Annotated in this window: 26 protein-coding genes; 12 read left to right on the top strand and 14 right to left on the bottom strand. The window is 37.5% G+C overall.

Annotated features, from left to right (window positions below):
• The first annotated feature begins 25 nt into the window (after positions 1-25).
• A complete protein-coding gene (locus ACFO5T_RS00605) occupies positions 26-1,225 on the top strand; it encodes a DUF418 domain-containing protein (RefSeq protein WP_380031166.1) in 1,200 nt (399 codons plus the stop codon).
• A gap of 40 nt (positions 1,226-1,265) precedes the next feature.
• Here ACFO5T_RS00605 and ACFO5T_RS00600 read toward each other — a convergent pair whose 3' ends face one another.
• On the bottom strand, positions 1,266-1,949 hold the full coding sequence (locus ACFO5T_RS00600; protein ID WP_380031164.1) for a DUF2490 domain-containing protein: 684 nt from the start codon (positions 1,947-1,949) through the stop codon (positions 1,266-1,268).
• 2 nt (positions 1,950-1,951) lie between these two features.
• Positions 1,952-5,146, bottom strand: a complete 3,195-nt coding sequence (locus ACFO5T_RS00595) for a WD40/YVTN/BNR-like repeat-containing protein (protein ID WP_380031162.1) — start codon at positions 5,144-5,146, stop codon at positions 1,952-1,954.
• A gap of 250 nt (positions 5,147-5,396) precedes the next feature.
• On the opposite strand from ACFO5T_RS00595, the gene ACFO5T_RS00590 reads away from it, so the two are divergent.
• The 3 genes from ACFO5T_RS00590 to ACFO5T_RS00580 all read left to right on the top strand — a co-directional run bounded on the left by ACFO5T_RS00590 (position 5,397) and on the right by ACFO5T_RS00580 (position 8,720).
• Positions 5,397-5,990, top strand: a complete 594-nt coding sequence (locus tag ACFO5T_RS00590) for a fasciclin domain-containing protein (RefSeq protein ID WP_380031160.1) — start codon at positions 5,397-5,399, stop codon at positions 5,988-5,990.
• 87 nt (positions 5,991-6,077) lie between these two features.
• Positions 6,078-7,199 (top strand): vWA domain-containing protein, encoded by a 1,122-nt coding sequence (locus tag ACFO5T_RS00585; protein WP_380031158.1) that lies wholly within the window; start codon positions 6,078-6,080, stop codon positions 7,197-7,199.
• Between the two features lie 54 nt (positions 7,200-7,253).
• Positions 7,254-8,720, top strand: a complete 1,467-nt coding sequence (locus tag ACFO5T_RS00580; protein ID WP_380031156.1) for a magnesium chelatase — start codon at positions 7,254-7,256, stop codon at positions 8,718-8,720.
• Between the two features lie 148 nt (positions 8,721-8,868).
• Here ACFO5T_RS00580 and ACFO5T_RS00575 read toward each other — a convergent pair whose 3' ends face one another.
• From ACFO5T_RS00575 to ACFO5T_RS00550, 6 genes are all read right to left on the bottom strand, one after another.
• Positions 8,869-9,249, bottom strand: coding sequence for a LysM peptidoglycan-binding domain-containing protein (locus ACFO5T_RS00575; RefSeq protein ID WP_380031154.1), 381 nt, complete (start codon positions 9,247-9,249; stop codon positions 8,869-8,871).
• Between the two features lie 62 nt (positions 9,250-9,311).
• Positions 9,312-10,127 carry a head GIN domain-containing protein gene (locus tag ACFO5T_RS00570; protein ID WP_380031152.1) on the bottom strand — a complete coding sequence of 272 codons (816 nt, stop codon included), beginning with the start codon at positions 10,125-10,127 and terminating at the stop codon, positions 9,312-9,314.
• Entirely contained in the window at positions 10,124-11,209 is a 1,086-nt protein-coding gene (locus ACFO5T_RS00565; protein ID WP_380031150.1) for an acyloxyacyl hydrolase, read from the bottom strand. The genes ACFO5T_RS00570 and ACFO5T_RS00565 overlap by 4 nt, the downstream gene beginning before the upstream one ends.
• Positions 11,210-11,312: 103 nt before the next feature.
• Positions 11,313-12,014, bottom strand: coding sequence for a hypothetical protein (locus tag ACFO5T_RS00560; RefSeq protein ID WP_021778984.1), 702 nt, complete (start codon positions 12,012-12,014; stop codon positions 11,313-11,315).
• Positions 12,015-12,151: 137 nt separating this feature from the next.
• Entirely contained in the window at positions 12,152-12,733 is a 582-nt protein-coding gene (locus ACFO5T_RS00555; RefSeq protein ID WP_380031147.1) for an adenylosuccinate lyase, read from the bottom strand.
• 8 nt (positions 12,734-12,741) lie between these two features.
• The gene (locus ACFO5T_RS00550) at positions 12,742-13,422 is read right to left on the bottom strand and encodes an SIR2 family NAD-dependent protein deacylase (protein WP_380031144.1); all 681 of its coding nucleotides are present in this window, start codon (positions 13,420-13,422) and stop codon (positions 12,742-12,744) included.
• A 62-nt stretch (positions 13,423-13,484) separates the two neighbouring features.
• Here ACFO5T_RS00550 and ACFO5T_RS00545 point away from each other — a divergent pair, with 62 nt between their 5' ends.
• Positions 13,485-14,141 carry a TrmH family RNA methyltransferase gene (locus ACFO5T_RS00545; protein WP_380031142.1) on the top strand — a complete coding sequence of 219 codons (657 nt, stop codon included), beginning with the start codon at positions 13,485-13,487 and terminating at the stop codon, positions 14,139-14,141.
• Positions 14,142-14,174: 33 nt separating this feature from the next.
• On the opposite strand, the gene ACFO5T_RS00540 is transcribed toward ACFO5T_RS00545, so the two are convergent.
• The 5 genes from ACFO5T_RS00540 to rlmH all read right to left on the bottom strand — a co-directional run bounded on the left by ACFO5T_RS00540 (position 14,175) and on the right by rlmH (position 18,950).
• Positions 14,175-14,981 (bottom strand): carboxypeptidase-like regulatory domain-containing protein, encoded by an 807-nt coding sequence (locus ACFO5T_RS00540; protein WP_038596897.1) that lies wholly within the window; start codon positions 14,979-14,981, stop codon positions 14,175-14,177.
• A 77-nt stretch (positions 14,982-15,058) separates the two neighbouring features.
• The gene (locus ACFO5T_RS00535; protein ID WP_380031139.1) at positions 15,059-16,999 is read right to left on the bottom strand and encodes a DEAD/DEAH box helicase; all 1,941 of its coding nucleotides are present in this window, start codon (positions 16,997-16,999) and stop codon (positions 15,059-15,061) included.
• A 182-nt stretch (positions 17,000-17,181) separates the two neighbouring features.
• Positions 17,182-17,757: a non-canonical purine NTP diphosphatase gene (locus tag ACFO5T_RS00530; RefSeq protein ID WP_380031137.1), complete on the bottom strand. Its 576-nt coding sequence runs from the start codon at positions 17,755-17,757 to the stop codon at positions 17,182-17,184.
• Positions 17,758-18,378, bottom strand: coding sequence for a YqaA family protein (locus tag ACFO5T_RS00525; protein WP_021778991.1), 621 nt, complete (start codon positions 18,376-18,378; stop codon positions 17,758-17,760). It abuts the gene before it with no gap.
• A gap of 98 nt (positions 18,379-18,476) precedes the next feature.
• On the bottom strand, positions 18,477-18,950 hold the full coding sequence (rlmH, locus tag ACFO5T_RS00520; RefSeq protein ID WP_021778992.1) for a 23S rRNA (pseudouridine(1915)-N(3))-methyltransferase RlmH: 474 nt from the start codon (positions 18,948-18,950) through the stop codon (positions 18,477-18,479).
• An 81-nt stretch (positions 18,951-19,031) separates the two neighbouring features.
• Here rlmH and nadC point away from each other — a divergent pair, with 81 nt between their 5' ends.
• The 5 genes from nadC (at position 19,032) to priA (ending at position 24,500) form a co-directional block, all read left to right on the top strand.
• Positions 19,032-19,892, top strand: coding sequence for a carboxylating nicotinate-nucleotide diphosphorylase (nadC, locus tag ACFO5T_RS00515; protein ID WP_380031133.1), 861 nt, complete (start codon positions 19,032-19,034; stop codon positions 19,890-19,892).
• Positions 19,892-20,833: a YihY/virulence factor BrkB family protein gene (locus ACFO5T_RS00510; protein WP_380031130.1), complete on the top strand. Its 942-nt coding sequence runs from the start codon at positions 19,892-19,894 to the stop codon at positions 20,831-20,833. Before nadC ends, ACFO5T_RS00510 begins: the two co-directional genes overlap by 1 nt.
• Before the next feature lie 19 nt (positions 20,834-20,852).
• Positions 20,853-21,416, top strand: a complete 564-nt coding sequence (locus ACFO5T_RS00505) for a chalcone isomerase family protein (RefSeq protein ID WP_375253401.1) — start codon at positions 20,853-20,855, stop codon at positions 21,414-21,416.
• Positions 21,417-21,498: 82 nt separating this feature from the next.
• On the top strand, positions 21,499-21,930 hold the full coding sequence (locus ACFO5T_RS00500; RefSeq protein ID WP_380031127.1) for a DUF2147 domain-containing protein: 432 nt from the start codon (positions 21,499-21,501) through the stop codon (positions 21,928-21,930).
• Positions 21,931-22,043: 113 nt separating this feature from the next.
• Positions 22,044-24,500, top strand: coding sequence for a replication restart helicase PriA (gene priA, locus ACFO5T_RS00495; RefSeq protein ID WP_380031125.1), 2,457 nt, complete (start codon positions 22,044-22,046; stop codon positions 24,498-24,500).
• Between the two features lie 47 nt (positions 24,501-24,547).
• On the opposite strand, the gene ACFO5T_RS00490 is transcribed toward priA, so the two are convergent.
• The gene (locus ACFO5T_RS00490; RefSeq protein ID WP_021778998.1) at positions 24,548-25,249 is read right to left on the bottom strand and encodes a LytR/AlgR family response regulator transcription factor; all 702 of its coding nucleotides are present in this window, start codon (positions 25,247-25,249) and stop codon (positions 24,548-24,550) included.
• A 469-nt stretch (positions 25,250-25,718) separates the two neighbouring features.
• Here ACFO5T_RS00490 and rpsF point away from each other — a divergent pair, with 469 nt between their 5' ends.
• Positions 25,719-26,060, top strand: a complete 342-nt coding sequence (rpsF, locus tag ACFO5T_RS00485; protein WP_021778999.1) for a 30S ribosomal protein S6 — start codon at positions 25,719-25,721, stop codon at positions 26,058-26,060.
• A gap of 3 nt (positions 26,061-26,063) precedes the next feature.
• A complete protein-coding gene (gene rpsR / locus ACFO5T_RS00480) occupies positions 26,064-26,360 on the top strand; it encodes a 30S ribosomal protein S18 (RefSeq protein WP_013752085.1) in 297 nt (98 codons plus the stop codon).
• Positions 26,361-26,369 lie beyond the last annotated feature (9 nt).

The following is a 26,369-nucleotide window of genomic DNA, read 5'->3' as shown; positions in this document are numbered from 1 at the left end:
AATTCTATAAAGTCATCTTACTTTTATGTTATCACCTGTAAATCAAAATCACAGAATAGTATTACTTGATATACTTAGAGGCTTTGCAATCTTTGGAATTTTTGTAGTAAACATAGAGATAATGAATTGCACGTTTATAAATGGTGATGCATTCGCAGAGCAATTTACCAGCATTCTTGACAGTCTAGCTGTAAGAGTAAAGCAGTTATTCTTTTACTCAAAGTTCTTTCCAATATTTTCATTACTCTTTGGTGTTGGGGTAAGTATCCAGCTCGCAAGTATGAAACGCAAGGGAATAGGCCATTTTTTCTTTTATAGAAGAATGTTTGCCTTATTTATGTTTGGGGTATTACATATTATATTTCTTTGGAGTGGTGATGTGATACATCTATATGCGATTCTAGGTCTTTTAACACTTGTTGCGGCAAGGTTTAAGAACAGCTACTTGGTAATATGTGCAGTGCTACTTTTATTCTTTCCCTTTTATAACTCAGTAGCGACATATTTAATGAAATGGGTAGGTTATGATATGATGTCCTATTTATCTACCTACACACCAGATGATATAAGAGCAACAATAAGAAGCGGAAGTTATTATGATAATGTAATACTACGTATACAAGAATACAAGAGTAATGTTGGGGTGCTTTATGTGTTTTTAGCTCCTAAGGCTTTCGCAATGTTTTTGATAGGATTTCTATTAGGCAGGGAAGGAGTGTTACATAGGCTTGAAGATTCTGCACTTCGTATAAAACGCCCTATTCTTATAACGTTTGTAGTAATTACCATCTATAGGGTCATATTTTTATTTTTTACCTGGGATACAGTATTGTGGAAAATAGATGTCCGGAGAAGTACACTTATTTATTTTCAAGAACTATGTGATGTCCTCACAGCACTTTTTTATGTCTGGCTTATTATCTCACTTTATAAGCACACTATTTTCAAAAAGATGGTTTTACCACTTAGACACGTAGGGAGAATGGCATTAACCAATTATATATTACAGAGTGTAATAAGCTTATTTATATTTACCTCTAGCGGTTTAAGTTTATATGAGCGACTAAGTCCTTTTGAAACTTTAGTGCTTGCAATTGTAATCTTTTGCTTGCAAGTGTTAGTGAGTAATTTATGGCTCCGTTATTTTAAATTTGGGCCTTTAGAGTGGTTATGGAGATGTGTGTCTTACTGGAAAGTTTTACCGCTTAAAAAAGAAAGAATATAAAAAAGCCTCAATTGATAATTGAGGCTTTTTAAAATTAGTATTATGATTTTGACTTTCGCCAGTCTGTTTTTATAAAAACAGCGAGTTGAAACCTGTCATAAGTGTCTACCGCAAAATCATTTTTGAGATATCCCATTTGTGCACTTAGGTTCTCGCTAAAGTTGTAGCCTAAAGCACCGTACAGTCTATTCTGTCCAAAAAAGTCATTCTGCAGATTTATAAAAATCTCATCATAAGCGGTTAGAAACCATTTATTATTAAGAGGATAAGTTACTCGTAAAAAGTAACGCGCTCTATGCTCTGTTGTGTTCTCACCAGCAGGTCTATTTATAAAACGTTGCTCTAGTCGATATCTATGGCTAAAGTTAAACTTGCCAAGACTATTTTTAAGAACAAACTGCTCGTACAGACGATTTTCATTTACATTCTCTTCGCCTGCAAACTCAAGAAAGTTTGTGTCTGTGGTGATGTTACCATACCCAAAAGAAGCCATAGCCTTGTCTGATATATGGTAGTTAAGAGCCGTACGCAGGAGTAACTGATTAAAGTTACTCCCAAACTCATACGTTCTATACTGTGCCTCTGCGTGTATGCTTAGCTTTTCTGATATTCTATTATTTGTGAATATCATTGCCCACGCGCCTAGATCATCTTCGCCACGGTCTTGGGCTTGTAATGATACAAGGGATGAGAATGATAGTATTAAGGCTAAAAGCTTTTTCATACTTAGTTTAATTTAAACGTTTTTATCTCTTTAAAGCTACTTACATCCATAGCTTTTAGCGTTGTTTCAAATGGTGCCCACTCTGTGCTAAAGAATGTATTAGTCTTCTCTAGAGCGCTCTGTAGCTCATTACGTGCGTGTGACATTAGTGTAGTCTCTGTAGTAGTAAGTCCGTTAGGGCGACTACGTACATAACCACTGGCAGCACCTATACGATTCATCACTGTGATTTCTGGATTACGTGTGATACCCTGCCTTTTATCTACCTTACCTATGTATAATGCGATTACTTCATCTATGCGCTTATCCATATCTTTTATAGAGGCTAGCTCATCTTTATACGCCTTTTTATCATCAAGTTTGTTAATCATTTTCTTGTAATCATTTGCAAGGTTCTTGCTTTCTACAAGTTGTTTTACAGCATCTGCGGCTACTTGAGTCATCGCTTCAAGATCTTTGGCAGCATTGTAACTATCGTCTATTGCTTTTTGTGGCACATCATACCTTGGGTCACTCTCTACTGTGATAGCGCTCTCGCTTGTTTGATCTCCATACTGCATTACAAGTTTATAAGTTCCTGGTTTTACAGAAACCCCTCTAGGTTCATTCTTACGTTTTCTTATGCTTCTAGATGGGCGATCACCACCAGACTCATTCATATACCAAGTAGTTTTATAAATACCTGTGCTGTCTGGAGTTTTCCATTTGAGGTGGCGTATCTGTCTTGCTCCATCATATATTTTGAGGTGGATAGAATCCCAAGTTACTTTTGTCTCATCTGCTTCTTCGGCATCTTTATCGTCGCCTTTTTTCTTTTTATCTACTTTTTGTTTGGTAACATAGTAAGCGATTTGCGCACCGCTTTTTCTGTTCTCACCGTTATAGATGGCATCTGCTCCAAAACGACTTCCCGTAGGTTGCTGGTATGATGCGTCATATGCAGTAGGAGGGGTGAAGAGTTGTAGCTTTCGCGAAAGCGTACTTCTATCACTCGCTATCTTACGCAGTGGTCTTATATCATCAAGAACCCAGGCTGCACGCCCAAAGGTCCCAATGACAAGATCGTGCTCTCTAGGGTGAATTACTAAATCTTTTACCGAAGTAGTAGGGAATCCTTTAGTCCATTTCTGCCAGTTGTTACCAGCATCAATAGACACATAAAGACCGTCATCTGTACCTAAGAACAAAAGATTCTTTTCTTCTGGATCTTCTATAATTGATAATGCATAACTCTGCACATCATTTTCATCTACAATGCGCGTCCAGCTTTTACCATAATTTATGGTTCTGTAGGCATAAGGAGCGTAGTTAAAGCGTCTATAGTCGTTTGCAACTAGAAGCGCTTCTCCTTTATTCTTGTCACTTGCTTTAATTTGTACAATCCAGCTTCCTTTAGGTAACCCCTTTAAGTTATTAGACACTTCTGTGTATGATGATCCGCCATTTGTAGTGTAATGTACACGGCCATCGTCTGTACCTACCCAAAACATATCTTTTTCAAGCGGAGAAGGTTCTATAACAAGTATGGTAGTGTGATTTTCTGCACCGGTGGCATCCATAGTAAGACCACCAGATTCAGATTGCTTTTGTTTCTCTGGGTCGTTTGTAGTAAGGTCTGGAGAGATTACTTCCCAAGTGAGTCCCTTATCTGTAGACTTGTGTACAAACTGACTACCAAAGTATATGGTACTGTTATCAAAAGGATCGATATTAATAGCACTGTTCCAGTTAAAACGAAGTTTTACATCTGCATCTGGGTGTGTAGGCTTAACACCATAGTTATTTCCTGTTTTGTAATCATAACGGCTCACAAACCCCTGCTGACTCATAGACCACCCGTACTGGCTATCATCGCGATCTGGTACTACGTCAAAACCATCTCCAAAAGAGATTTCTTGCCAGTAATCGTTACGTATTCCTTGAGCTTTCCATACATAGGCAGGTCCTCTCCACGATCCATTATCTTGCATACCTCCATATACATTATAAGGAAACTCATTATCTACATTAATGTGATAAAACTGAGCTACAGGTAAGTTACCTATAAAGCGCCACGTCTTACCACCATCTTTTGTGATGTTAAGACCACCGTCATTACCGTCCATCATAAACTTACCATTATTAGGGTGTATCCACCAGGCGTGGTGATCTGGGTGTACCCCGTTATCTACTCCATAAGCGCCCATAAGTTGGTCAAAATTCTTCCCACCATCTTCAGATACGTTTACATAAGTAAATACAGAAAACACACGATTTTCATTTTGAGGATCTACGTGTATATCACTATAGTAAAACGGTCTGTTGCCTATATCACTCTTGTCATTAATCTTTTTCCAGTTAAAGCCACCATCATTAGAGCGGTACAATGCATTCTTCTTTGCCTCTACAAGCGCATATACCACGTTAGGGCTTCCAGGCGCAATAGAGAGACCTATACGACCTAGTTCTCCTTTAGGAAGTCCATCTTGATCTGTAAGCTCTTTCCAAGTGTCACCACCATCGTGCGTCATATACATACCAGAACCTTCACCACCAGACTTAAAGAACCAGGGGTCACGTTTGTGCTCCCACATTGCTACAATAAGTTTATTAGGATTTGTAGGGTCCATAACCATATCTGCCACACCAGACTTGATGTTTGTAAATAAAATCTTGTTCCAAGTCTTACCACCATCTGTCGTTTTAAAAACACCACGTTCTGGGTGTTCTCCCCAAGGAGAACCTATAGCACCCACATAAACCACATCTGGATTAGTAGGGTCAATAATAACACGGTGTATGTGACGGGTTTTTTCTAGTCCCATAGATTGCCACGTCTTACCGCCATCTAGTGATTTATAAACACCATAACCACCATTAAGGGAGTTACGTGGGTTTCCTTCACCTGTACCTACCCATATCACAGATGGGTTAGATTGCTGTATCGCTACCGCTCCTATAGATGCTGTTAGCTCGTTTTCAAAAACAGGATCCCATTTTATTCCGCCAGAAGTAGATTTCCATAAACCTCCAGAAGCTGTACCTACATACATTACATCTGGATTATCTGTAACCACATCTATAGCAGTCACACGTCCAGACATACCGCCTGGGCCTATGTTACGGGGTTGTACATCCTTGAGCAAGGACATATCAAGTTTTTGAGCAGATACTACTGTGCAGATGCATAGCAGTAGGAGTGAGAAGAGTTGTTTCATTATAAAATTTTGGTTGAATTATAATGACCTTTCGGTCAAGGGACTAAAGTTAATTAAAAGACAATCTTAATTTCTTAAATAGTTGTTAATGGATGCGCTATGTTTTAAAGGTTTTATTCACGCTTTCGCGAAAGCGTAATTGCATCCCTAATAAGGTCTTATGAAATAATTAACAAGACATTGGTATAACATTAGCTTTTTGTTTAAGAATATGAATATATCTTTGAACAAATAAAAAAAACCAATTGTTATGAAAAAGATTTTATTAATGGCAGCAACAGCAGGATTATTATTTGCTTCTTGCGCCGATGGAACTAAAGAAAAAGCAACAGAAACAAATGAGGAAGTTGCACAAGCAGTAGTAGAACTAGAAGAGCCTGTGGTAGAAGAGCCAGGTACCATAGTAGATATCGCTGTAGGTAATGAAAATTTCACAACGCTAGTAACAGCTGTAAAAGCAGCAGGACTTGTAGAGACTTTATCTAGTACAGGACCATTTACTGTATTTGCACCTACAAATGATGCTTTTGCAAAACTACCAGAAGGAACTGTAGGTACTCTAGTAAAGCCAGAAAACAAAGCAATGTTAACAGATATCTTAACATACCACGTAGTAGCTGGTGAGTATATGGCTGGAGACGTAGTTGCTGCTATTAAAAAGAACAATGGTTCTTTTAGTACAAACACTGTGATGGGAGAACAAATTACTTTAATGATGGACGGAGAAAACGTTGTTATTAAGGACGCAAAAGGCGGGACATCTGTAATTATTATGACAGATGTAGATGCTTCAAACGGAGTAATACACGCTATAGACACTGTAATTATGCCTAAAGGGAAGTAATTACAACCCACATTTAATAAAGAATTAAGAAGCGCCTCTGTCGAGGCGCTTTTTTATTGACCTATTAGGTAGTAATTTTATACGGCTATGAGAAAACAACAAAATAGGAGTGGTTTTGTATTCAAAACCTATGACGCTCCGCAAAAATCCCTTTTTGATCAGCTGCTTGATATATTTCAAGAGCTCATCACCCACACCTCTGGTGATTTTGACGAGGCGATGGACTGGCTTAAAGAGCTTGATAAAGAATATAAACTCACAAACGATGAGTATACCTTAGATGACTTTGTACAGGAGCTTAAAGACAAAGGCTACATACGAGAAGAAATTAAGCCAGACGGTAATAACGGCACGGCTATCACAGAGAAGACAGAGCGCGCCATACGTAAGAGAGCTTTAGATCAAATTTTTGGGAAGCTTAAAAAGAGCTCCCAGGGTAACCACAGGTCAAAACTTAACGGTAGAGGTGATGAGCATACTGGTGACTATCGCGAGTATCGCTTTGGTGATGGGCTAGAGCGCATCTCTATGACAGAAAGTTTGCGTAATGCCCAAATTAATAATGGTGCGGAAGATTTCCGCTTACGCGAAAGCGACCTCGTGGTAGAAGAAACCCACTTTAAGGCACAAATGAGTACCGTACTTATGATAGATATATCACACAGTATGATACTCTATGGAGAAGACCGTATTACTCCAGCTAAAAAGGTAGCGATGGCACTTGCACAGCTCATCACAACGAGGTATCCCAAAGACTCTTTAGATATTATCGTATATGGTAATGATGCCTGGCCTATTAAAATTAAAGATTTACCGTATTTGCAAGTGGGTCCTTATCACACTAACACAGTAGCAGGTCTTAACCTCGCTATGGATATCTTGAGACGTAAGCGTAACTCAAATAAACAGATCTTTAATATTACAGATGGTAAACCGTCTTGTATAAAGCTTAAAGATGGGCGCTACTATAAAAATCCAAATGGACTAGACGAGTATATTGTAAACCAGTGTTACAGTATGGCTAGACAAGCTCGTAAGCTTCATATACCTATCACCACTTTTATGATTGCAAATGATCCTTACCTGCAACAGTTTGTAGATAATTTTACTGAGGCAAACCAAGGTAAAGCGTTCTATACAGGACTGCAAGGTCTAGGGGAGATGATCTTTCAAGATTATGAAAGCAACAGAAAGAAGAGAATAAAATAATTGTAAAAAAAGAATAGATACCTCATTGTGAGATGAGGTAAAACAAGAATAGCTATGAATCATTCAGAAATAAAAACACTAGGAGCTCTTAAAAAAGCAGCGTGGACATCCAGAAGTATAAAAGAAGAGTTGCGCGAGCACCTTATATCAAAACTACAAGCTGGTACACCTACATTTACAGGTATACACGGTTATGAGCACACTGTTATACCAGAACTAGAAAGAGCCATATTAAGTAAACATAATATCAATCTATTAGGACTACGTGGCCAGGCAAAAACTAGACTTGCAAGACAGATGGTAAACCTCCTTGATGAGTGGATGCCTATAGTAGCAGGTTCAGAAATTAATGATGATCCGCTTAACCCTATCTCAAGGTATGCTACAGAGTTTATTAAGGAAAAAGGAGATGACACACCTATCGACTGGGTACATAGATCTGAGCGCTTTGCAGAGAAGCTTGCAACACCAGATGTAACTGTTGCAGATATAGTGGGTGACGTAGATCCTATAAAAGCAGCAAACCTTAAATTAAGTTATGCAGATGACCGCGTGATACACTACGGAATGATTCCTCGTGCAAACAGGTCAATTTTTGTAATCAACGAGTTGCCAGATTTACAAGCACGTATACAAGTGGCTTTGTTTAATATTCTACAAGAAGGTGATATTCAAATACGCGGCTTTAAATTGAGACTACAGCTTGATATGCAGTTTGTTTTTACTGCAAATCCAGAAGATTATACAAACAGAGGAAGCATAGTTACTCCACTTAAAGACCGTATAGGCTCTCAGATACTTACTCACTATCCAGAAACAGTGGCTATCGCGCGTACTATAACAGATCAAGAAGCAAATCTAGACGAGCGCCAGAAAACGAAAGTACACGTACCTAATCTAGTAAAAGATCTTATAGAAGAGATAGGCTTTGTGGCTAGAGAGAGCGAGTATATAGATGAAAAGAGTGGTATAAGTGCACGTATGAGTATAACGGCATTTGAAAACTTAATGAGTACAGCAGAGCGTCGTATGTTGTTATCTGGAGATACAACTACTACAATACGATATTCTGATCTTATGGGCATCATTCCTGCGATTACCGGAAAGGTAGAATTAGTATATGAAGGAGAACAAGAGGGAGCAGATGAGGTTGCAAAAATTCTTATAGGTGATGCAACGCGATCACTTTTTGATGATTATTTCCCAAAGATCGAAAAGCTTGTAAAAGATAATCAAGAAGATCCTTATGGTGATGTCTTAGCTTGGTTCTTTGAACAAAGTGGTTTTGAGCTTGAAGATAATTTAACTGACAAGGAATACAAATTAATGCTAGACAGCATTACACCTTTAGAAGAACTCGTAAATAAATATCAGCCCGAAACAGTAGAAGAGGACCGCTATTTCTTAAAAGAGTTTATCCTTTTTGGACTTGTAGAATATAAAAAACTGAGCAAGTATAAACTCACCACAGGAATGCGTTTTAATGATCTTTATGGTAATTACATCTCAGGATTAGGATAATTTTAAATATAAACTATTTATTCATATAGTATCTGTAAGTATCTGATTATGAATATTTAGCACAAAAATTTTAGCTTAGACTAAAATGTAAAAAGCTCCCAAATAGGGAGCTTTTTTATGAATATAATTCTTTGAGGAATGTTTTATATTATCCTAGGTTTGGAATTACTAATTCCTGATCTGGATGTATAACATCTGGGTTTTTAAGAATGTCTGCATTTGCTTCAAAGATCTCTTTGTACTTCATTGCGTCTCCATAATAATGCTTTGCAATCTTGCCTAATGTGTCTCCACTCGCTACTGTATGACGTGCATAAACAGATGTATCTGCAACTTTAATGTCTGCTACAATATCACTTGGATTTTCTCCTCCAGCCGCTTTTATAGCATCCCAAAGTTGGTTTTTCTCATATTGATTTGTTGCAGTACCTGTTACGTGAAGGACTCCATTTTCTTCTTTTACATCTCCGTTCTGGATGTTAAGTTTTTCTCCTAGGTCAAGAACGTTTTGATATTTTGCTTTTACCATTATTTTAGTATTAGTGTTAATTTGTTTTTAATATACAAAGTGTTTAAGATATTGTAATTAATCTAATCCTCAAAAATTAATTGTCCTGTAAAAAGCACATTTACATCGACTAGTGGCGGTTCTGTAACAGATATAAGGTCTCCTGTGGCTTTTATAACGCCTTGCAGGCTGTTTTGAGGATTTACTACCATTTGTGCAGCACTGGTATGGTTAAAGGTCAAATCACCTATCTCAAGGTTTCTACCATTGAATTGCGGAAACTCATCGCTAAAGTTTATAGATGCCGTTTCAACACTTCCAGACATTGTAATATTACTTGATCCATTTGCCGAAACCACCAGGTTGGTACTGTTTATATGGAGCGTCACAGCACCACTTTTATTAATATCTGTAATGTTAAGACTGTTAGGAGTTGAGTTGCTCACAATAGTTAATGATTCATAGTTGAGTAAACCCTCACTGGTAATCTCAAAGGCAGACGCCTGGCGTATGCGAGTGATATTTGGTGAAGTTACAGTCACAAGTGTCCTTCCATACTCGCGTAAAAAATTACAACCATTTAAGTTTTGCAGTACAAGTGTTTCTTGTTCTACAAATAGATTGAGGTCTGGCACTAGATTTTCACCAGTTTCAACGATAACTTCTTGTTGAGGTCCTTCTTTGAGTATAACGCGTATGTCATCTTCCATTTGAATTTTTGAAAATGTATCCACATCAAGAGTATACGTTATGATATCTCCATCTGTTTGAAAACAATCATTTGCATCTTCAGAGTCGCAAGAAATTAAAATTGCTAGCAGTAGTGCGAGTAGGAAGGTGTTACGCTTTCGCGAAAGCGTATATATAGCTCTTATAAATCTCAAGTTTGTTGTCATCATAATCGTATTCCTAATCCAAATTCTACGGCCTCGGCTTTTGCTCCGTGCGTTTTTACGGCAGCAGAAACAAAGTATTTTTCTTGTATATAGTGTTTAAGCCCCACGCGCTGGTAGAACCTACCTTCAAAATCATAAGGATAGTACACATAATAACCGGCGTGCGTCATAAGTGCGGTTTTATTAAATCGCAATTCGTGACCAACAAATACGCCCGCTCGTTTCCAATCTTGGTCTTTTGTAACACCAAATGAGGGGAAAGCTACAGATAGAAACTCAATTTCATTCTTTAAGAATTTTGAAACAAAGAATTCTCCTCCAGCAAGAATGGTACTTTTTTTGCTCAATCTCTTATCTGCATAAGCAGTCAAGATTAAGAATGGTTCTTGACCCAGCCCTACATAATCACTCTCGTTAAGTCCCATATTAAGAGCAAAATTAAAACCTATAGGTTCTGTATAGCGCTCTCTAGATCCTCTGGGTATATAGTCTGGAATCGGTTTATTTGTATAAACCACACCTGTGTTTATTGCTAGCGTGTTTGTACTTGTGTTAGGTGCTTTAAAATTACCATTTGACCCGTGTAAAAAGGTAAGTCCTGTTTGTAAAGATATTTGTGGAGTGATAGGTTGCTTGTAGTTAAGCATTACAAGTGTGGCGCTAAAAAACCTTGACCCATAGGCGTTATTTGCTACATTGGTATCAATGTCAAAAGGATTTGTAGTATACCCGATACCTTGACCAACTCTAAACATAAGTTTCCGGTTAAGAAAGTAGAAACTGTAATGCGCTAGGGCGTTATAGGTCTTGCCTAGGTTGTCATTTTTAAGATCTTGATAGGCAAATGTAAATCCGTAGTCAGGGTAATTATATCTTCTGGACCATTCTTTATTCCCGTAGGTTTTTTTGTTATAACTTAAAATCAACCCCTCTGGATGCCCGGTTATGAGCGATGTGATGTCTTTGTTGTGTCTCAATATACTCCCATAAAAGTAGTTGAGCTCTACTTCAAAAGGATTACTCTCCTGAGCAAACATAAAACTACAGCACAAAAGGCCTACAGCGGCTAGAAAATTTTTATACATATAAATCTGGTCGTACTGCGAATGTATAGATAATTATAATTACTATCTACATACTAAAAAAGCCGCCCAGTAGGCGGCTTTTTTAGTATGTAGGTTATTGCTTTTACAGACCTGTGTAAAATTCCATTATCTTATTAAGGTCTTCTTCGTTTTTATAATTTAAATCATTTTCATCTACGAAGGTTTTTACTTTTTCTTCTTGTGCAGCAAGAAGCTTAAGTACTTTCTTCTTTCTAAGACTAAATTTTTCGAAACTATCTTTTTTAAGAAGCATATAAAACTCTCTAGGTATGTAACGAGCAACCGTTGTACCACGCATTGGGTTTGAGCTTCCCTCGTTTATATCTACTACGTGATCTTTTAATATTTTAAATTCTGGTGTTTCTACAACAAGTTCGTAAACTTTTATGACAGCACTATTAGGAGATTCTATATTTACAAAAGTTTTACCATTAATAATAGCCTTATCAACCGCGAGAGAGTTAAATGTGTAAATAGAATCTTTATTGATTTTTGCAACAATTTTATTTCTTCTGCCGTCAAAGTTTACATTTTCAATTTTTAGATTTTCACCGGCCTTTGTTACAACCGTTGCAGCACGATCCCAATTTTCAAAAAGATAAGGTGATCCATCTATTTTTTTATCTTCAACGCGATTTGCTCCAGCTTTATATCCAAGGTTCATTTTCTGATTAAAAACAGAATTTGCAGATGTAGAAGAGCCGCCGCCTCCAAAAGTATTTTGTCCAGTTGAAACTGTTGCCGTTAGTAGGAAACCAGCAATAAATAGTGTACGTAAAATCATAAGAAGTTTTTGTGTTTAAAGCCCAAATATAACAGGATTAAGAAAGTTTTAAGTGTTAAAATCTCATCTTTAACTACTTTTAACTTTTCTTTAAACATTAGATTATGTAGTCGTTGATTTTACTGCGTTTGACAGTGTTAAGATTGCAGTTTATTGAATTTTTTAATCCATTTATTAACGTGTCTGCATCGGGCCTTAAAAGCTGCACTCCCGGTATGATATCCGTCTTCCATAATTCGTTGTAATTCAGGATGTATCCAGTCTATTTCGGTACCTAAATAAAACAATGTAGACATAGTATAAGCCTTTACAGCGACCTTTTGATCTGTGATTAACCAGTCAAACCCGCATTCTGTAATATGATTCTTGTGATTTGATAAAAGTTTCTTTTTGGTTTCTGGATGCTCGTATTTATAATATGCGGTGGTAAGGTATTCACAAATTTTAGCAACCGGTCTGAGAGCAGAATCTTGATAGACTGTGTGCATATGAGATGTAAAGTAGTCTAGATGGGGGAGAATAATGGTCACATCTTCTTTTATAGCAAACTCCGCAAGCCATCCAGCACGATTAGACCTTGGGTCATCTACCATAAATAGAATTTCTAGTACGTGTCTCATTGCATCAGGATTATCAACAATAAGTTGCGCATAGTAGGCGCGCTTCTCACGACTGTGATTGACGTAGTCTAGATCTTTATAAAGCTCGTTAAGTGTCAATTGTTAGTTTATTTAGAAAGAAGTGTATCTACCACTTTTTTAACTCCTGTTGTTGCTCTCTCTGGGAGTATCGTCAGTCCCTTTTTTTGTGTGATAGATGGTGCAGGGTCAATAAAGAACACTTCTGCATCTGGTTGAGCTAGTGTAATGAGTCCAGCAGCGGGATATACTTGCATTGAGGTGCCTACTATGATGATATAATCTGCCTGACTAATAATATGTGCAGCATCTTCCATAAGCGGTACTTCTTCCCCAAACCAAACAATATGCGGTCTAAGCTGGTCTCCTAGTGGACATAAATCACCAGTTCTTAAATCTTTTTTCCATTCTAAAACTTGAGATGGGTCTTTACAGCTGCGCACCTTAAATAATTCGCCGTGTAGGTGTATCACTTGCGAGCTACCCGCTCTCTCGTGTAAATCATCTACATTTTGAGTGATGATATGTACATCATAGGCTTCTTCTAGTTTTACAAGATCAAAATGACCTTGGTTAGGTAAGACTTCTAGTAGTTGCTTCCTGCGCTCATTGTAAAATCTCAAAACAAGCTCTTGGTTTGCTTTCCAGCCTTCTGGTGTGGCCACTTGCATAACATCGTGACCTTCCCAAAGACCATTTGTATCTCTAAAGGTTTTAAGACCGCTCTCTGCACTCATACCAGCGCCAGATAATACAACAACTTTTTGCATACTCCTCAATAGGTTTTTTACACTTTAAAAGTACAGTATCTTTACCCTGTAAACAATTTTTAATGGATCAAGACCTTTTAACCTACCTGCAATCTTTTTTAACCGAACGTCGCGTACAATTATTTGATAAAGTATTACGCGAGCGCACAACACATTTTACCGTGGCTGTAGAGGATGTATATCAATTACACAACACAAGTGCTGTAATACGTAGCTGTGAATCTTTTGGAGTACAAGAACTGCACGTTATAGAGGAGGTAAACGCAAAGCGTATAGATCGTGAGATTGCTATGGGGGCTCAAAAATGGGTAGATGTAGCGCGTCACAATAGTGCTTCTAGTTGTATAAAATCATTGCGTGAGCAAGGGTATAAGATTGTTGCGACCTCACCACATAAAGATGCATACAGACTAGAAGAGTTTGATGTGACAGAGAAGGCTGCTATATTTTTTGGGAGAGAGACAGAAGGTTTAAGCGACCTCGTGATGGAGGAGGCAGACGATTTTATTTATATACCTATGGTAGGCTTTACTGAGAGTCTCAATATTTCAGTTTCGGCGGCAATAACATTACAGCATATAATGACTAAGCTCAAATCTTCGGCTGTAGACTGGAGGTTTTCTGAGCAAGAACTTTTTGATAAAAAAATAGCCTGGACTCGTAAAATGATTAAAGATGTAGAGCGCATTGAGCAGCGCTATCTAGATGAAAGAGGGTAGGAGTACGTTTTCGCGAAAGCGTAATTAAATCTCTTAATCTTTATTTTGTAAGACACGATACTCTTCATAACACTCACTTATGGCATCTAGAATCTGAAGGTCATTTGCAGTCATTATAAAGTTATCTGAATAGCTACAATTCTTTAATATAGCATCTATATCTACACGGTCTATTTGAAGTAGAGCGCCTAGAGTCTCGCGGTCAAATTTACGTTCAAGAAGGTTACGCACTTTGTCATCTTCTTTCATCTGGCGTAGCTTTCGCAATTGTCCTTTCTTACGGCTGAATATATTGTAAAGAAAATCTGCAGGGTTAAAAATAGAGCTCAGCACGCGTGACACGGCACCAGGCTGTCCTTGACCTACTTCATAACCAGAGTTAAGACCAGAAATGCTATAGCGCTGGTTGCTGTAAATAGGGATTCTCTTTGCATCTATCTCTAAGTAGCCGGTAAGTTCTATCTCTTCTACAACCACTTCTTCTAGTGCAATGCCTATCTCTGTCATTTTAATCTTTACATCTCCATATTTTATCCAGTCAGAACTTACTCTTACTTTGAGCGATTTATAACCTAAATATGAAAAGTATAATGTATCATTTACGGCAGCCTTAATGTCAAAGTTACCTAGCTTATCTGTAGTAGCTCCTTTAAAGTTTGAAAGGTTGAGAATATTTACGTTTTGTAAAGCAATATCTGTACTGCTGCTTAAAACTTTACCATCTATAAATCCATCTTGAAGCTCCTTTGTAGAAGTTTCTCCAGTTGGGGTAGCTGGTTCTTGCGAGTATCCTACTGTGCATACGGCAAGTAGCAATAAAAAAAGTATGGTTTTCATCATATAGAGTAGCAATTTATGCAATCCTATGAGAAAACCATACCAAAATTTAACTTTTACAATAATTCTAACACTTTAGGCTAGCTGCGACGGCGTCTTTTTCCAGAAAATGGGCTTTTGTTACCTTCTGTAGCTCTGTCTGGAGTGCGACTTGGTCCTCTACGATCTGATCTGCCTTCTGATCTACTAGATCTTTCTGAGCGATTTCTAGATCTTCCTTGATCTTCTCCATAGCTAGGCTTGCGATCACGGTCACCGCCACGACGGTCACTACGTTTTCTGTCTGATCTGTCACGATCACCACCGCTACGACGACGATCACCGCCACCGCTACGACCACCGCTACGACCACCTCTAAAGCCATCATTGCCACCTCTACGGCCACCGCCGCTACGGCCTCTTCCGCCACCGCCACGGTTACCACCGCGACCTCCGCCGCCTTGTGTCTCTTCTACACTTACACGACGACCATCAAGTTGATAATCTTCAAAGAGTGCAAGTACTTTTTCTTTATGCTCTGTATCTGTATTAAAGAATGAGAAAGCGTCTTTACAATCTACACGGTATATCCCGTCTTGACCTAAACCTGTCATTTCTTTTAAGAAGTCCTTAAGCTTCATCCAGTCAAAATCGTCTTTACGACCTACGTTTATAAAGTAACGTGTTGTATCGCCAGACTCTTCTTTAAACGCTGCAACAGCGTTTTGATTAAGATCTTTTGCTTTTTTGTAATAATTAAAGAAGCGTGTAAACTCCACAGAAAAGACTTTCTTTATAAGCTCTTCTTTAGTATTGTCTTTAAGTACTTCTTCTATTTCTGGAAGATAAGCGTCAATCTCTTGGTTGATCTCTGTGTTATTTATGCTATTTGCAAGGTGAAATAACTGTACTTGTGTAATCTCTTTTCCGTCAGGAATTGTTTTTTGATCAAACTTCTTTGCTAAAATCTTTTCGAGCTGCTTGATTTTACGCATTTCACTCTTGGTCACAATAACCATAGAGGTACCAGTTTTACCAGCACGACCTGTACGACCAGAACGGTGCGTATATGTCTCTATCTCATCTGGAAGTTGGTAGTTTATAACGTGTGTAATATCATCTACATCTATACCACGTGCAGCAACATCTGTTGCAACAAGCATCTGTATTTGATTATTTCTAAAGCTCTTCATAACAAGGTCACGCTGATTCTGACTTAAGTCACCGTGTAGCGCACCTGCATTATATCCATCTTCTATAAGTTGCTCTGCAACTTTTTGAGTATCTCTCTTAGTACGGCAGAATATTACCGAAAATATATCTGGATTTGCATCAGAAAGACGTTTAAGCGCTTGATAACGATCACGTGTGTGTACAACGTAGTACTCGTGTGATACATTTTTTGCACCTTCATTTTTATGACCTACTGTTATCTCTAGTGGGTCGTGCATAAACTCTTTTGCGATACGTGCAACCTCTCTTGGCATTGTCGCGCTAAAAAGCCACGTAAGTTTATCTTCTGGAGTGTCTGCAAGAATATTTGTAATATCCTCATAGAATCCCATATTAAGCATCTCATCTGCCTCATCAAGAACACAGTAGCTTAATTTTGTAATATCTACCATACGACGACGCATCATATCTTGCATACGTCCTGGTGTAGCTACTACAATTTGAGCACCACGTGAGATCTCACGAGCTTGCTCTTGTATATTAGAACCACCGTAAACAGCTACTACGCGCACACCTTTAATGTGTTTTGCATAGAGTTTCATCTCGTTAGTAATCTGGAGACATAGCTCACGAGTAGGGGCTATAATAAGACCTTGTGTGGTCTTGCTTGAAGCATCAATGTTTTGTAATAGTGGAAAACCAAAAGCAGCAGTTTTACCTGTACCTGTTTGTGCAAGTGCAACCATATCGCGATCTTCGGCGAGTAGTTGAGGGATTGCTTCTTCTTGGATTTTTGATGGGGTTTCAAATCCCATATCGGCGATAGCCTGAAGTAAGGGCGCGTTTAGGCCCAGTTGATCAAATGTCATAAGACAAAATTTTAATAAGTTATCGTGCTGTAGGAAGCGCAACGACTTATTAACCAATTGCTTCAATCAACACGTGCCATAAATAGTGGCCGTACCTCACCCTGAGGTTTTTCAAGGTGCAAAAGTACTATATATAATTGAATAATCGTAAAGTGACTTGGTAATTTTTTAAAGAACGTAATTTACTCGTCTCTTAAGTAAGATAAAAACTGCTGCATCGCGCGCCCTCTGTGGCCTATTTTACCTTTAAGAGATATTGCCATTTGGGCAAAAGTGGCCTCGTAGCCGTTAGGTTTAAAGATAGGATCATAACCAAAGCCGTCATCTCCATAGCGTTCTTTTGTAATTTCTCCCTCACATATACCTGTAAAAGTCTCTATTTTTTCTGCTTTCGCGAAAGCGATAACCGTCTTAAACCTCGCCGTTCTTTCTTGCTTTACTGCAAGAGCTATGAGAAGCTTATCCATATTATCTGAAGCGCTTCTTTGAGGTCCTGCATATCGTGCAGAGTATACCCCAGGTGCACCATCTAGGGCGGTAACCTCAAGGCCCGTGTCATCTGCAAAGCAATCATAGCCATAATGATCACGTACGTATTGTGCTTTTATAATCGCATTGCCTTCTATAGTAGGTGCATCTTCTATAATATCTTCATCACAGCCTATATCTGTAAGTGATAATATTGTGATATGCTCTGGTACAAGGGCTTGTACTTCCTTAAGTTTATTAAGGTTGTGTGTTGCAAAGACTAATTTCATTTAAGAGACAAGGCTAAAAATGGCTGCTCCATAAATCGCATAACGTACAAAACGCGCTAGACCAAAGAGTGCCCAATATTTAAAATCAAAACGAATCATACCAGCAGCAAGACTTGCTACGGCAAAAGGTAATGGGAGTAAGGCTCCTACTAAAATCAAGAACCCTCCCCATTTACGAGCATTTTTTAAATGCTTTTCCATTCTTACTTCAAGATAGTTGTGTACCGCTGGTATTTTAAGAGAAGCTCTTCCCGTAAAATAAGAGACAGCACCACCTAGGTAAGATAGCAATGCTATAATAGAAAGATATAATACGGGATCGCTAGTTTTATCACTCCAAGCTATAAAAAGCTCTGGAGGGATAATACCGAGTATAGACTCCGAAACAAAGAATAAAGTAAGCACTAAGAAGTTAGAGTAATTATCTATCACGTATTGTAATGCCGTGTTAAGGTCTATTACAAAGTAGTGTATGCATACTATGGCAGCTACAACGAATAGTATAGGTGGTAGTGCTTTTTTAAGTGCATCTTTAAGAAAAGAGTAAAAGCCAGTGTATACATAATACTGGTGCAGTAACTGTAGTCTATTTTTCTTTTTTATGCCTGATTTTGAACTCATTAAATAGTAGTCGTATATGTATTACAAAAATAACGTGAGTACGGCGTCTTAGTATCTTTAGTACTCATAAATATTGGTTAAACTATGTAGGGCTCGGTTTATTGATGATGATAAGGTTCTCCTTTTAAAATGGTAAACCCTCTATAAATTTGCTCTGTGATAAATAAACGTACCATCTGGTGGGAGAAGGTCATTTGTGACAAAGATACTTTACCTATCGCTTTATTGTAAACTTCTTGAGAAAAACCATAAGGGCCTCCTATCACAAAGACTAAAGTTTTTATACCACTGTTCATCTTTTTTTGTAAAAACTTAGAAAACCCCACGCTAGAAAATGATTTGCCATTCTCGTCAAAGAGCACAAGGTGGTCATAGGGACCCAATTTTGAAAGTATGAGGGCGCCTTCTTTAGTCTTTTGCTCTTGCTCACTGAGATTTTTCACATTCTTTATATCTGGAAGAGTCTCAATATTGTACTTAATATAAAAATTCAAGCGCTTGCTGTACTCATCTACGAGTACCTGTAGCTGCTTGTTATCTGTCTTGCCTACGCATAGAAGTTTTATATTCATTTTGCAAAAATACAAATCTCTCTATGACGATGGATGTGTTTGTGTTTCCTTATTTTTACAGAAACCGTATTTTATATTTTTATGATAACAGAAGCGCAGTTTCAGCTTGAGATAGATGGTATAATTTCTAATGCAATAAGAGAAGATGTAGGTGATGGAGATCACAGTAGTCTAGCTTGTATTCCGGCAGATGCGACGGGCAAAGCAAAGTTGCTGGTGAAGGATGAGGGGATTCTTGCGGGTTGCGCTTTCGCGAAAGCGGTATTTGCCTACGTAGATGACAGCCTCGTAGTTGAGGATATACTTACAGATGGTGATCAGGTAAAGTATGGAGACATTGCATTTTATGTATCTGGCTCGAGCCAAAGCATCTTAAAGGCAGAGCGACTGGTACTTAACGCAATGCAGCGTATGAGCGCCATAGCGACCAAAACGAAGTTCTTTGTAAACCTACTAGAAGGAACAGGCACAAAAATACTCGACACAAGAAAGACCACTCCAGGTATACGCGCCTTAGAAAAATGGGCCGTAAAAATAGGAGGGGGAGAAAATCATCGATTTGCATTATATGATATGATTATGCTTAAGGATAATCACATAGACTTTGCTGGAGGAGTGACTAAGGCGATACTTAAAACTGTAGCGTATCTTAAAACTGAAAATCGAGATCTTAAAATAATCGTAGAGGCGAGAAGCCTTGAGGAGATAGAAGAGATTCTTGAAAATCACGAGCACGTACACCGTATTCTTATAGATAATTTTAATTATGAAGATACACGTAAGGCGGTTGCTCTTATAGGTGATAAATGCCTTACAGAATCTTCTGGTGGTATTAATGAAGAGACCATACGCGAGTATGCACTTTGTGGTGTAGATTATATCTCTAGTGGAGCACTTACACACTCTGTTTATAATCTAGATTTAAGTCTTAAAGCGGTATAATGACTTCAGACAAGACCTTAGAGCAACGCCTTATGCGGTTCAAGCCTTTTTGCTGGATCGTAGCAATGCTAGATAAGGTGGTGATTCCTGGTTTTGAAGGGATGACATTATTAAACTTGTCACGCGCTTACTTTACTGGTATAATAAAGGGTGCGCTGGGATCTAGAGCAGGATCTATTGCATATAGTTTTTTTATGGCCATTTTTCCCGCGCTTATCTTTGTGCTTAATCTTATACCTTATGTACCTGTGCCAGACTTTGATATTAAGTTTATGGCGTTTATTTATGAGCTCATACCATCACAGTCACTAGATTTTTTTAGGCCTATTATAAGTGATATTGCACAAAATGAGCGTGCAGGTTTGCTATCTGTAGCTGGTCTTCTTGCTTTGTTTCTTACGGCAAATGGTATTAACTCCATTTTTAGTGGTTTTGAGGGTTCTCATTACAATGAGATTAATCGAAGCTTTTTTAGACAGTATGCTGTGGCTATAGCTACCTCTATTATCTTGGCATTGTTGTTGGTTACTACTATATCAGTAGTTGTTTATTTTGAGTATTTACTCGTTTCTCTCAAGGAGAGAGACTTTATGAGTACAGACTTAGATATAACATTGCTATCGGTTGGAAAAAATGTTTTTGTATTGATAATGATATATGCTGTGATTGCAACGCTCTATTATTTTGGTACCAAAGAGGGGCGCAAAAGCAGGTTTTTTTCACCAGGTGCATTAATGACTACTATATTATTTATGATAACCACGTACCTTTTTGGTATTTATATCGACACTTTTGGAAGATATAATGAGTTGTATGGCTCAATTGGTGCATTATTGATAATGATGCTTTATATTTGGTTGAACTCTAATCTTATATTATTAGGATTTGAGCTCAATGCAACATTGCAAAAACTAAGGATATTACACAAAAACCCTAATTAAATTAACACAAACGTAAATTATGAAGAAGTATTTATTAGCACTAGTAGCAGTATGTAGTCTTACTTTTAGTCAAGCTCAAACAGTTGTAGGTGATGCAACATTACCTAACACAATGACTGTAGAAGGAACAGATCTCGTTTTAAACGGTGCGGGAATGAGAGAAAAAGTAATCTTTGATCTATATGCAGGAGGATTATATCTAGCCTCAAAAAAGAGTGATGCGGCTGCTATTGTAAACGCAGATGAGACAATGGCTATGAAGCTAGATATCGTTTCTGGTATGGTGTCAAGTAAGAAAATGATAGGAGCAGTAGACGATGGTTTTGACGCTTCTATGAATGGAGATACAAGCGCTCTAGATGCACAAATCACAAAGTTTAAAGGTTTCTTTAGCGATAAGATTGTAAAAACAAATGTTTTTGACATTGCTTACATAAAAGGTAAAGGAACTGTTGTTTACAAAAACGGTAAAGAAGTAGGAATGATACCAGGATTAGAATTCAAAAAAGCACTTTTTGGAATTTGGTTAGGTAGCGACCCTGCAGATGATGATCTTAAAGAAGCGATGCTAGGTAAAAACTAGTAGATTACAACTTTTATAAAAAAATGGCGATTCTCAAGAATTGCCATTTTTTGGTTTAAAACACAAATACACTTATCACATTATGAAGTATTTAATTAGTTTTTTTATCGTAATACTGTTTACTGCAAGTGCTGTGGCGCAAGAAGATTCCGTTTTTGGTAAATGGAAAACTATAGATGATGAAACGGGTGAGGCAAAATCTATTGTAGAGATTTATAAAAAGGGTGATAAAGTTTATGGTAAAATTACAGATATACTTAACCCTCAAGATCGAGATAAACTATGTATTTATTGCGAAGGAGAAGAGTATAACAAGCCTGTACTTGGTCTAGATATTATTAAAAATCTAGAAAGAGATGATGATGAGTATACCGGAGGTACTGTTTTTGATCCAGAAAAAGGGAAAACCTATAAGGCAAAAATTTGGATAGAAAATGATAATCCAGATAAGCTCTATCTTAGGGGTTATATTGCCTTTTTATATAGAACTCAAGAGTGGATACGAGTTAAGTAACATCATAATTATTTATACGAGAGCCGCTATTATAAAGATTGCGGCTCTTTTTTTGTGCTATGCTTTCGCAAAACTTTACTTAACAGTACTTTTGAAATACACACTGCTCATTTATGCCCCACTTTATAGACGTCATACTTCCTATACCTGTAGAAAATACGTTTACCTACCTCGTCTCAGAGGCCGAATATAATTACATACAGAAAGGAATGCGTGTTGCAGTTCCTTTCGGGAAAAAGAAAGTGTACGCCTCAATCGTAAAAAATAAGCACACTAATGCTCCTACAATTTATGAGGCAAAGGAAATTCAGCAAATATTAGATGAGGATCCTATAGTGACAGAGCAGCAACTCACATTCTGGTCTTGGATTGCAAATTATTATATGTGTACCGAGGGAGAAGTGATGCGAGCAGCATTACCCAAAGCATTTTTACTAGAGAGTGAGACCGTTATAAGGCTCAAGTCTGATGGTCTTGTAATTAATGATGAAGAGCTTAAAGATGAGGAGTTTTTAATTTATGAAGCATTACAACATCGCTCAGAGCTTAAGGTGCACGAGGTGATGGATATTCTTGATAAAAAGAAAATACTTCCTTCTATACAGCGCCTCATAGATCAAGGGGTTTTAGAAATGCAAGAAGAGATTTATGAGCAGTATGTTCCTAAACTTGTAAAGTTTATTACAATAGCCACAGAGTATGACAGTGAGGAGGCTTTGCCTGTTATTCTAGAAGAATTATCTCGCGCACCAAAACAAAGAGAGATGGTGCTCACTTTTTTTTCGCTTAAAGCGAAAACCAATAAACCCATATCATCACAAGAGTTGCAAAAAGCATCTGGAGCAACCGCTAGTCAGCTCAACGCGCTGGTAGATAAAGGAGTTTTTCAAACATATCAAAAACGCGAAGATAGAGTAGGGTTTGAGGGAGAAGTTTTTGCAACGAAGACTCTCAACACCTATCAAGTAACAGCACTGTCTGAGATTAAAACACATTTTGAAACAAAAGACGTTACATTATTACACGGTGTTACTGCCTCTGGTAAGACAGAAATTTATGTTCAGCTCATAGAAGAAATGCTTGCAACTGGAGATCAAATTCTATACCTCCTGCCAGAGATTGCTCTTACAACACAGTTAATAAGCAGGCTGCAAACTTATTTTGGAGAAAGAGTAGCTATATTTCATTCTAAGTATTCTGTAAATGAGCGCGTAGAAGTATGGAATAATGTTCTTAAAAAAATGGACAAAGCCCAAATCATTATTGGGGCTAGAAGCGCATTATTACTACCGTTTAGAGATTTAAAACTTATTGTGGTAGATGAGGAGCACGAGAGTAGCTTTAAGCAATATGACCCTGCGCCAAGGTATCACGCTCGCGACTGTGCTATTGTGCTAGGAGCATTTTTTAAAGCCAAAGTCTTATTAGGTTCTGCAACACCGTCTATCGAGACGGTTTATAATGCCCAGAGCGGAAAGTATGGTTATGTCTCTTTAAAACAGCGTCACGGCAATATTTTAATGCCAGAAATCAACCTTGTAGACATAAAAGAAAAGTCACGTAAAAGGGAGATGACAGGGCACTTTTCTGATACATTATTACGAGCTATTACAGATGCACTTGCGCTTGGTGAGCAGGTTATTTTATTTCAAAACAGGCGTGGTTTTTCTCCTATTTTAGAGTGTAATACTTGTGGGCACGCTCCACAATGTCCTAATTGTGATGTTAGTCTTACCTATCATAAGTATAGATCACAACTTCGTTGTCATTATTGTGGTTATAATATTGCCTTACAGCAAAAGTGTATGGCCTGTGGTAGCACAGATCTTACAACAAAGGGGTTTGGTACAGAACAAATAGAAGCAGAGCTCAAGGAGTTGTATCCAGATAACAATATTGCTCGTATGGACTCAGACACCACAAGAGGTAAGTATGGTTTTGAGAAGCTCATAACTGCTTTTGAACAAGAGCAGATAGATATTTTAGTAGGCACGCAAATGCTTACCAAAGGGTTAGACTTTAGAAACGTAACCTTAGTAGGAATTATGAATGCAGATAGTATGCTTAACTTCCCAGACTTTAGAGCACACGAGCGTAGTTATCAATTAATTGCTCAGGTATCTGGTAGGGCAGGACGCACCGAAAAGCAAGGTAAGGTGCTTGTGCAGACTTATAATCCTTATCATCAAATCTTACAGCAGGTTTCTTCAAATAAATTTGAAGAGATGTATAAAGAACAATTAGAAGAGCGTCGCAACTTTAAGTATCCACCTTTTCATAGGTTGATACGCATTACATTAAAACATAGAGATTATCAAAAAATAGATGAATCCAGTATTTGGTTATCTAAGGCATTGCGACAAACTCTAGGAGCAGAGGCGGTATTAGGTCCCGAAACACCATCTATAGCAAGAATAAGAAATCTCTACAGGCGTAATATTCTTATTAAAATAAGTAGAAGGCAAAATTTACTCGAAACTAAAAAAACGATAGGTAGAGTAGTAACAAGTTTTAACGCTATTGCTCAATATCGTAGTGTACGATTAGTCGTAGATGTAGATTGTTATTAGGCATAAAAAACCACTCAATGAGTGGTTTTTTATATTAAAATCTGCTTTTAAGCAGAGAGTGCATCTATAAGATCAGACTTTTTATGTCTAGATAGCGGTATTTTCTCCCCATCTATCTCAATATTTCTACTGTTATACTTATCTACCTTGTCAATATTTATAATATAAGACTTGTGTATACGCATAAAACGTTCTGGAGGTAATTGTGCAACAAAAGATTTCATCGTAGCAAGTACAACAATAGGATCGTGCACAGTTACAAGTTTTACATAATCTCCAAGAGCAGTAATATACTTAAGCTCGTTAAGCATAACTTTTTTCTTTTTGAGATTACTTTTTACAAATATGTAATCATCATCTTCTACAGCACCTTCGGTTTTTAGTTTGTGAAGGCTTATGGCTTTATAAACAGCGTTTGTAAAACGATCCTTAGTAAGAGGCTTACGTAAATAATCTATAGCATTATAGTTAAAGGCCTTATAAGCATACTTTGTTTTACCAGTTACAAATATAATTTGTGGTTTATGTATAAGGTCATCTAGTAAATCAAATCCAGAAAGTATAGGCATTTCAATATCTAAGAAGATAAGATCAACCTTTGTTTCTAAAAGACCATTCTTTGTTTCAATGGCATTGTTATATTCGGCTACTAATCGTAGGTTAGGATGATCATTAATCATCTTTACAATAGCCAGTCGTTGTAAGCTAGAATCATCTACAACTGCACAATCTAATAATACTCCGTCCACAGTGATTTATTTGTTTAATAGGTTAAGCACGTCAATATTAGGTAAAAAACTCCATAAAACCAACAAAAAAGTGACTTTCATCGGATAATTACGTTTTTTGTCGAGCTGCGATTTCTAAAAATTAGGATTGTTAAAATCTCTGCGAAGCCACAGTATTGGTAGTGAGCGCAATGTGGCTTAATAAGTCTCAAATCATATAATTCTTACAAAATGATTACTAAAAATTTAACACATATGGTTTTTAACAGTTTGAATGTAAGTTAAATAATGACTAGACTCTAGTTGTATGTTATAGTAGGTTGTCTTACAAAAATTGTAATGTTTACGCTTTCGCGAAAGCGTAAGTATATACCTTATTAATTATACTTCTTACAAGGGAAGAAGTTTTTTAGAATATATAGAAATAGCTGTTTGAAAATCAAAAGAGAATCCTTACTTTTGCACTCATTTTTAATTTAACTCATATTATATGAACCATTACGAAACTGTTTTCATCTTGAATCCCGTTTTATCTGATGATCAGATAAAGGAAACAGTAAAGAAGTACGAAGGTCTTCTTAAAGAAAAGGGTGCTAAGATGATTAGTAAAGAGGATTGGGGCTTAAAAAAGCTTGCATATCCTATCCAAAACAAGAAAAGCGGTTTTTACCACTTACTTGAATTTACTGTTGATGGACAAGCTATCAATGATTACGAACTAGCTTTTCGCCGTGACGAGCGCGTTATGCGTTACCTTACGGTAGCAATGGATAAGCACGCGATCTCGTGGGCTGAAAGAAGACGTGAAAAACTAAAAAAGCAAAAAGCGTAAGTTATGGCATCTTTACAACAACAAGCAAAAGGAAAGAAGGACGGAGATATCAGATATCTTACTCCTCTTAATATTGAAACTAACAAAGCAAAGAAGTACTGTCGCTTTAAGAAGTCTGGTATCAAGTATGTAGATTACAAAGATGCAGACTGGCTAGCAGGTTTTGTAAACGAGCAGGGTAAATTGTTACCACGTCGTCTTACAGGAACTTCTTTAAAGTACCAACGTAAAGTGTCTGTAGCTGTAAAAAGAGCTCGTCATCTTGCATTGATGCCTTATGTAACTGATTTATATAAATAGAAACTAGAT

The sequence above is a fragment of the Dokdonia genika genome, from assembly GCF_042652845.1.
GTDB classification, from domain to species: Bacteria; Bacteroidota; Bacteroidia; order Flavobacteriales; family Flavobacteriaceae; genus Dokdonia; species Dokdonia donghaensis.
Note: the sequence above shows the minus strand (reverse complement) of the source record. Positions and strands in the feature narration are given on the sequence as shown.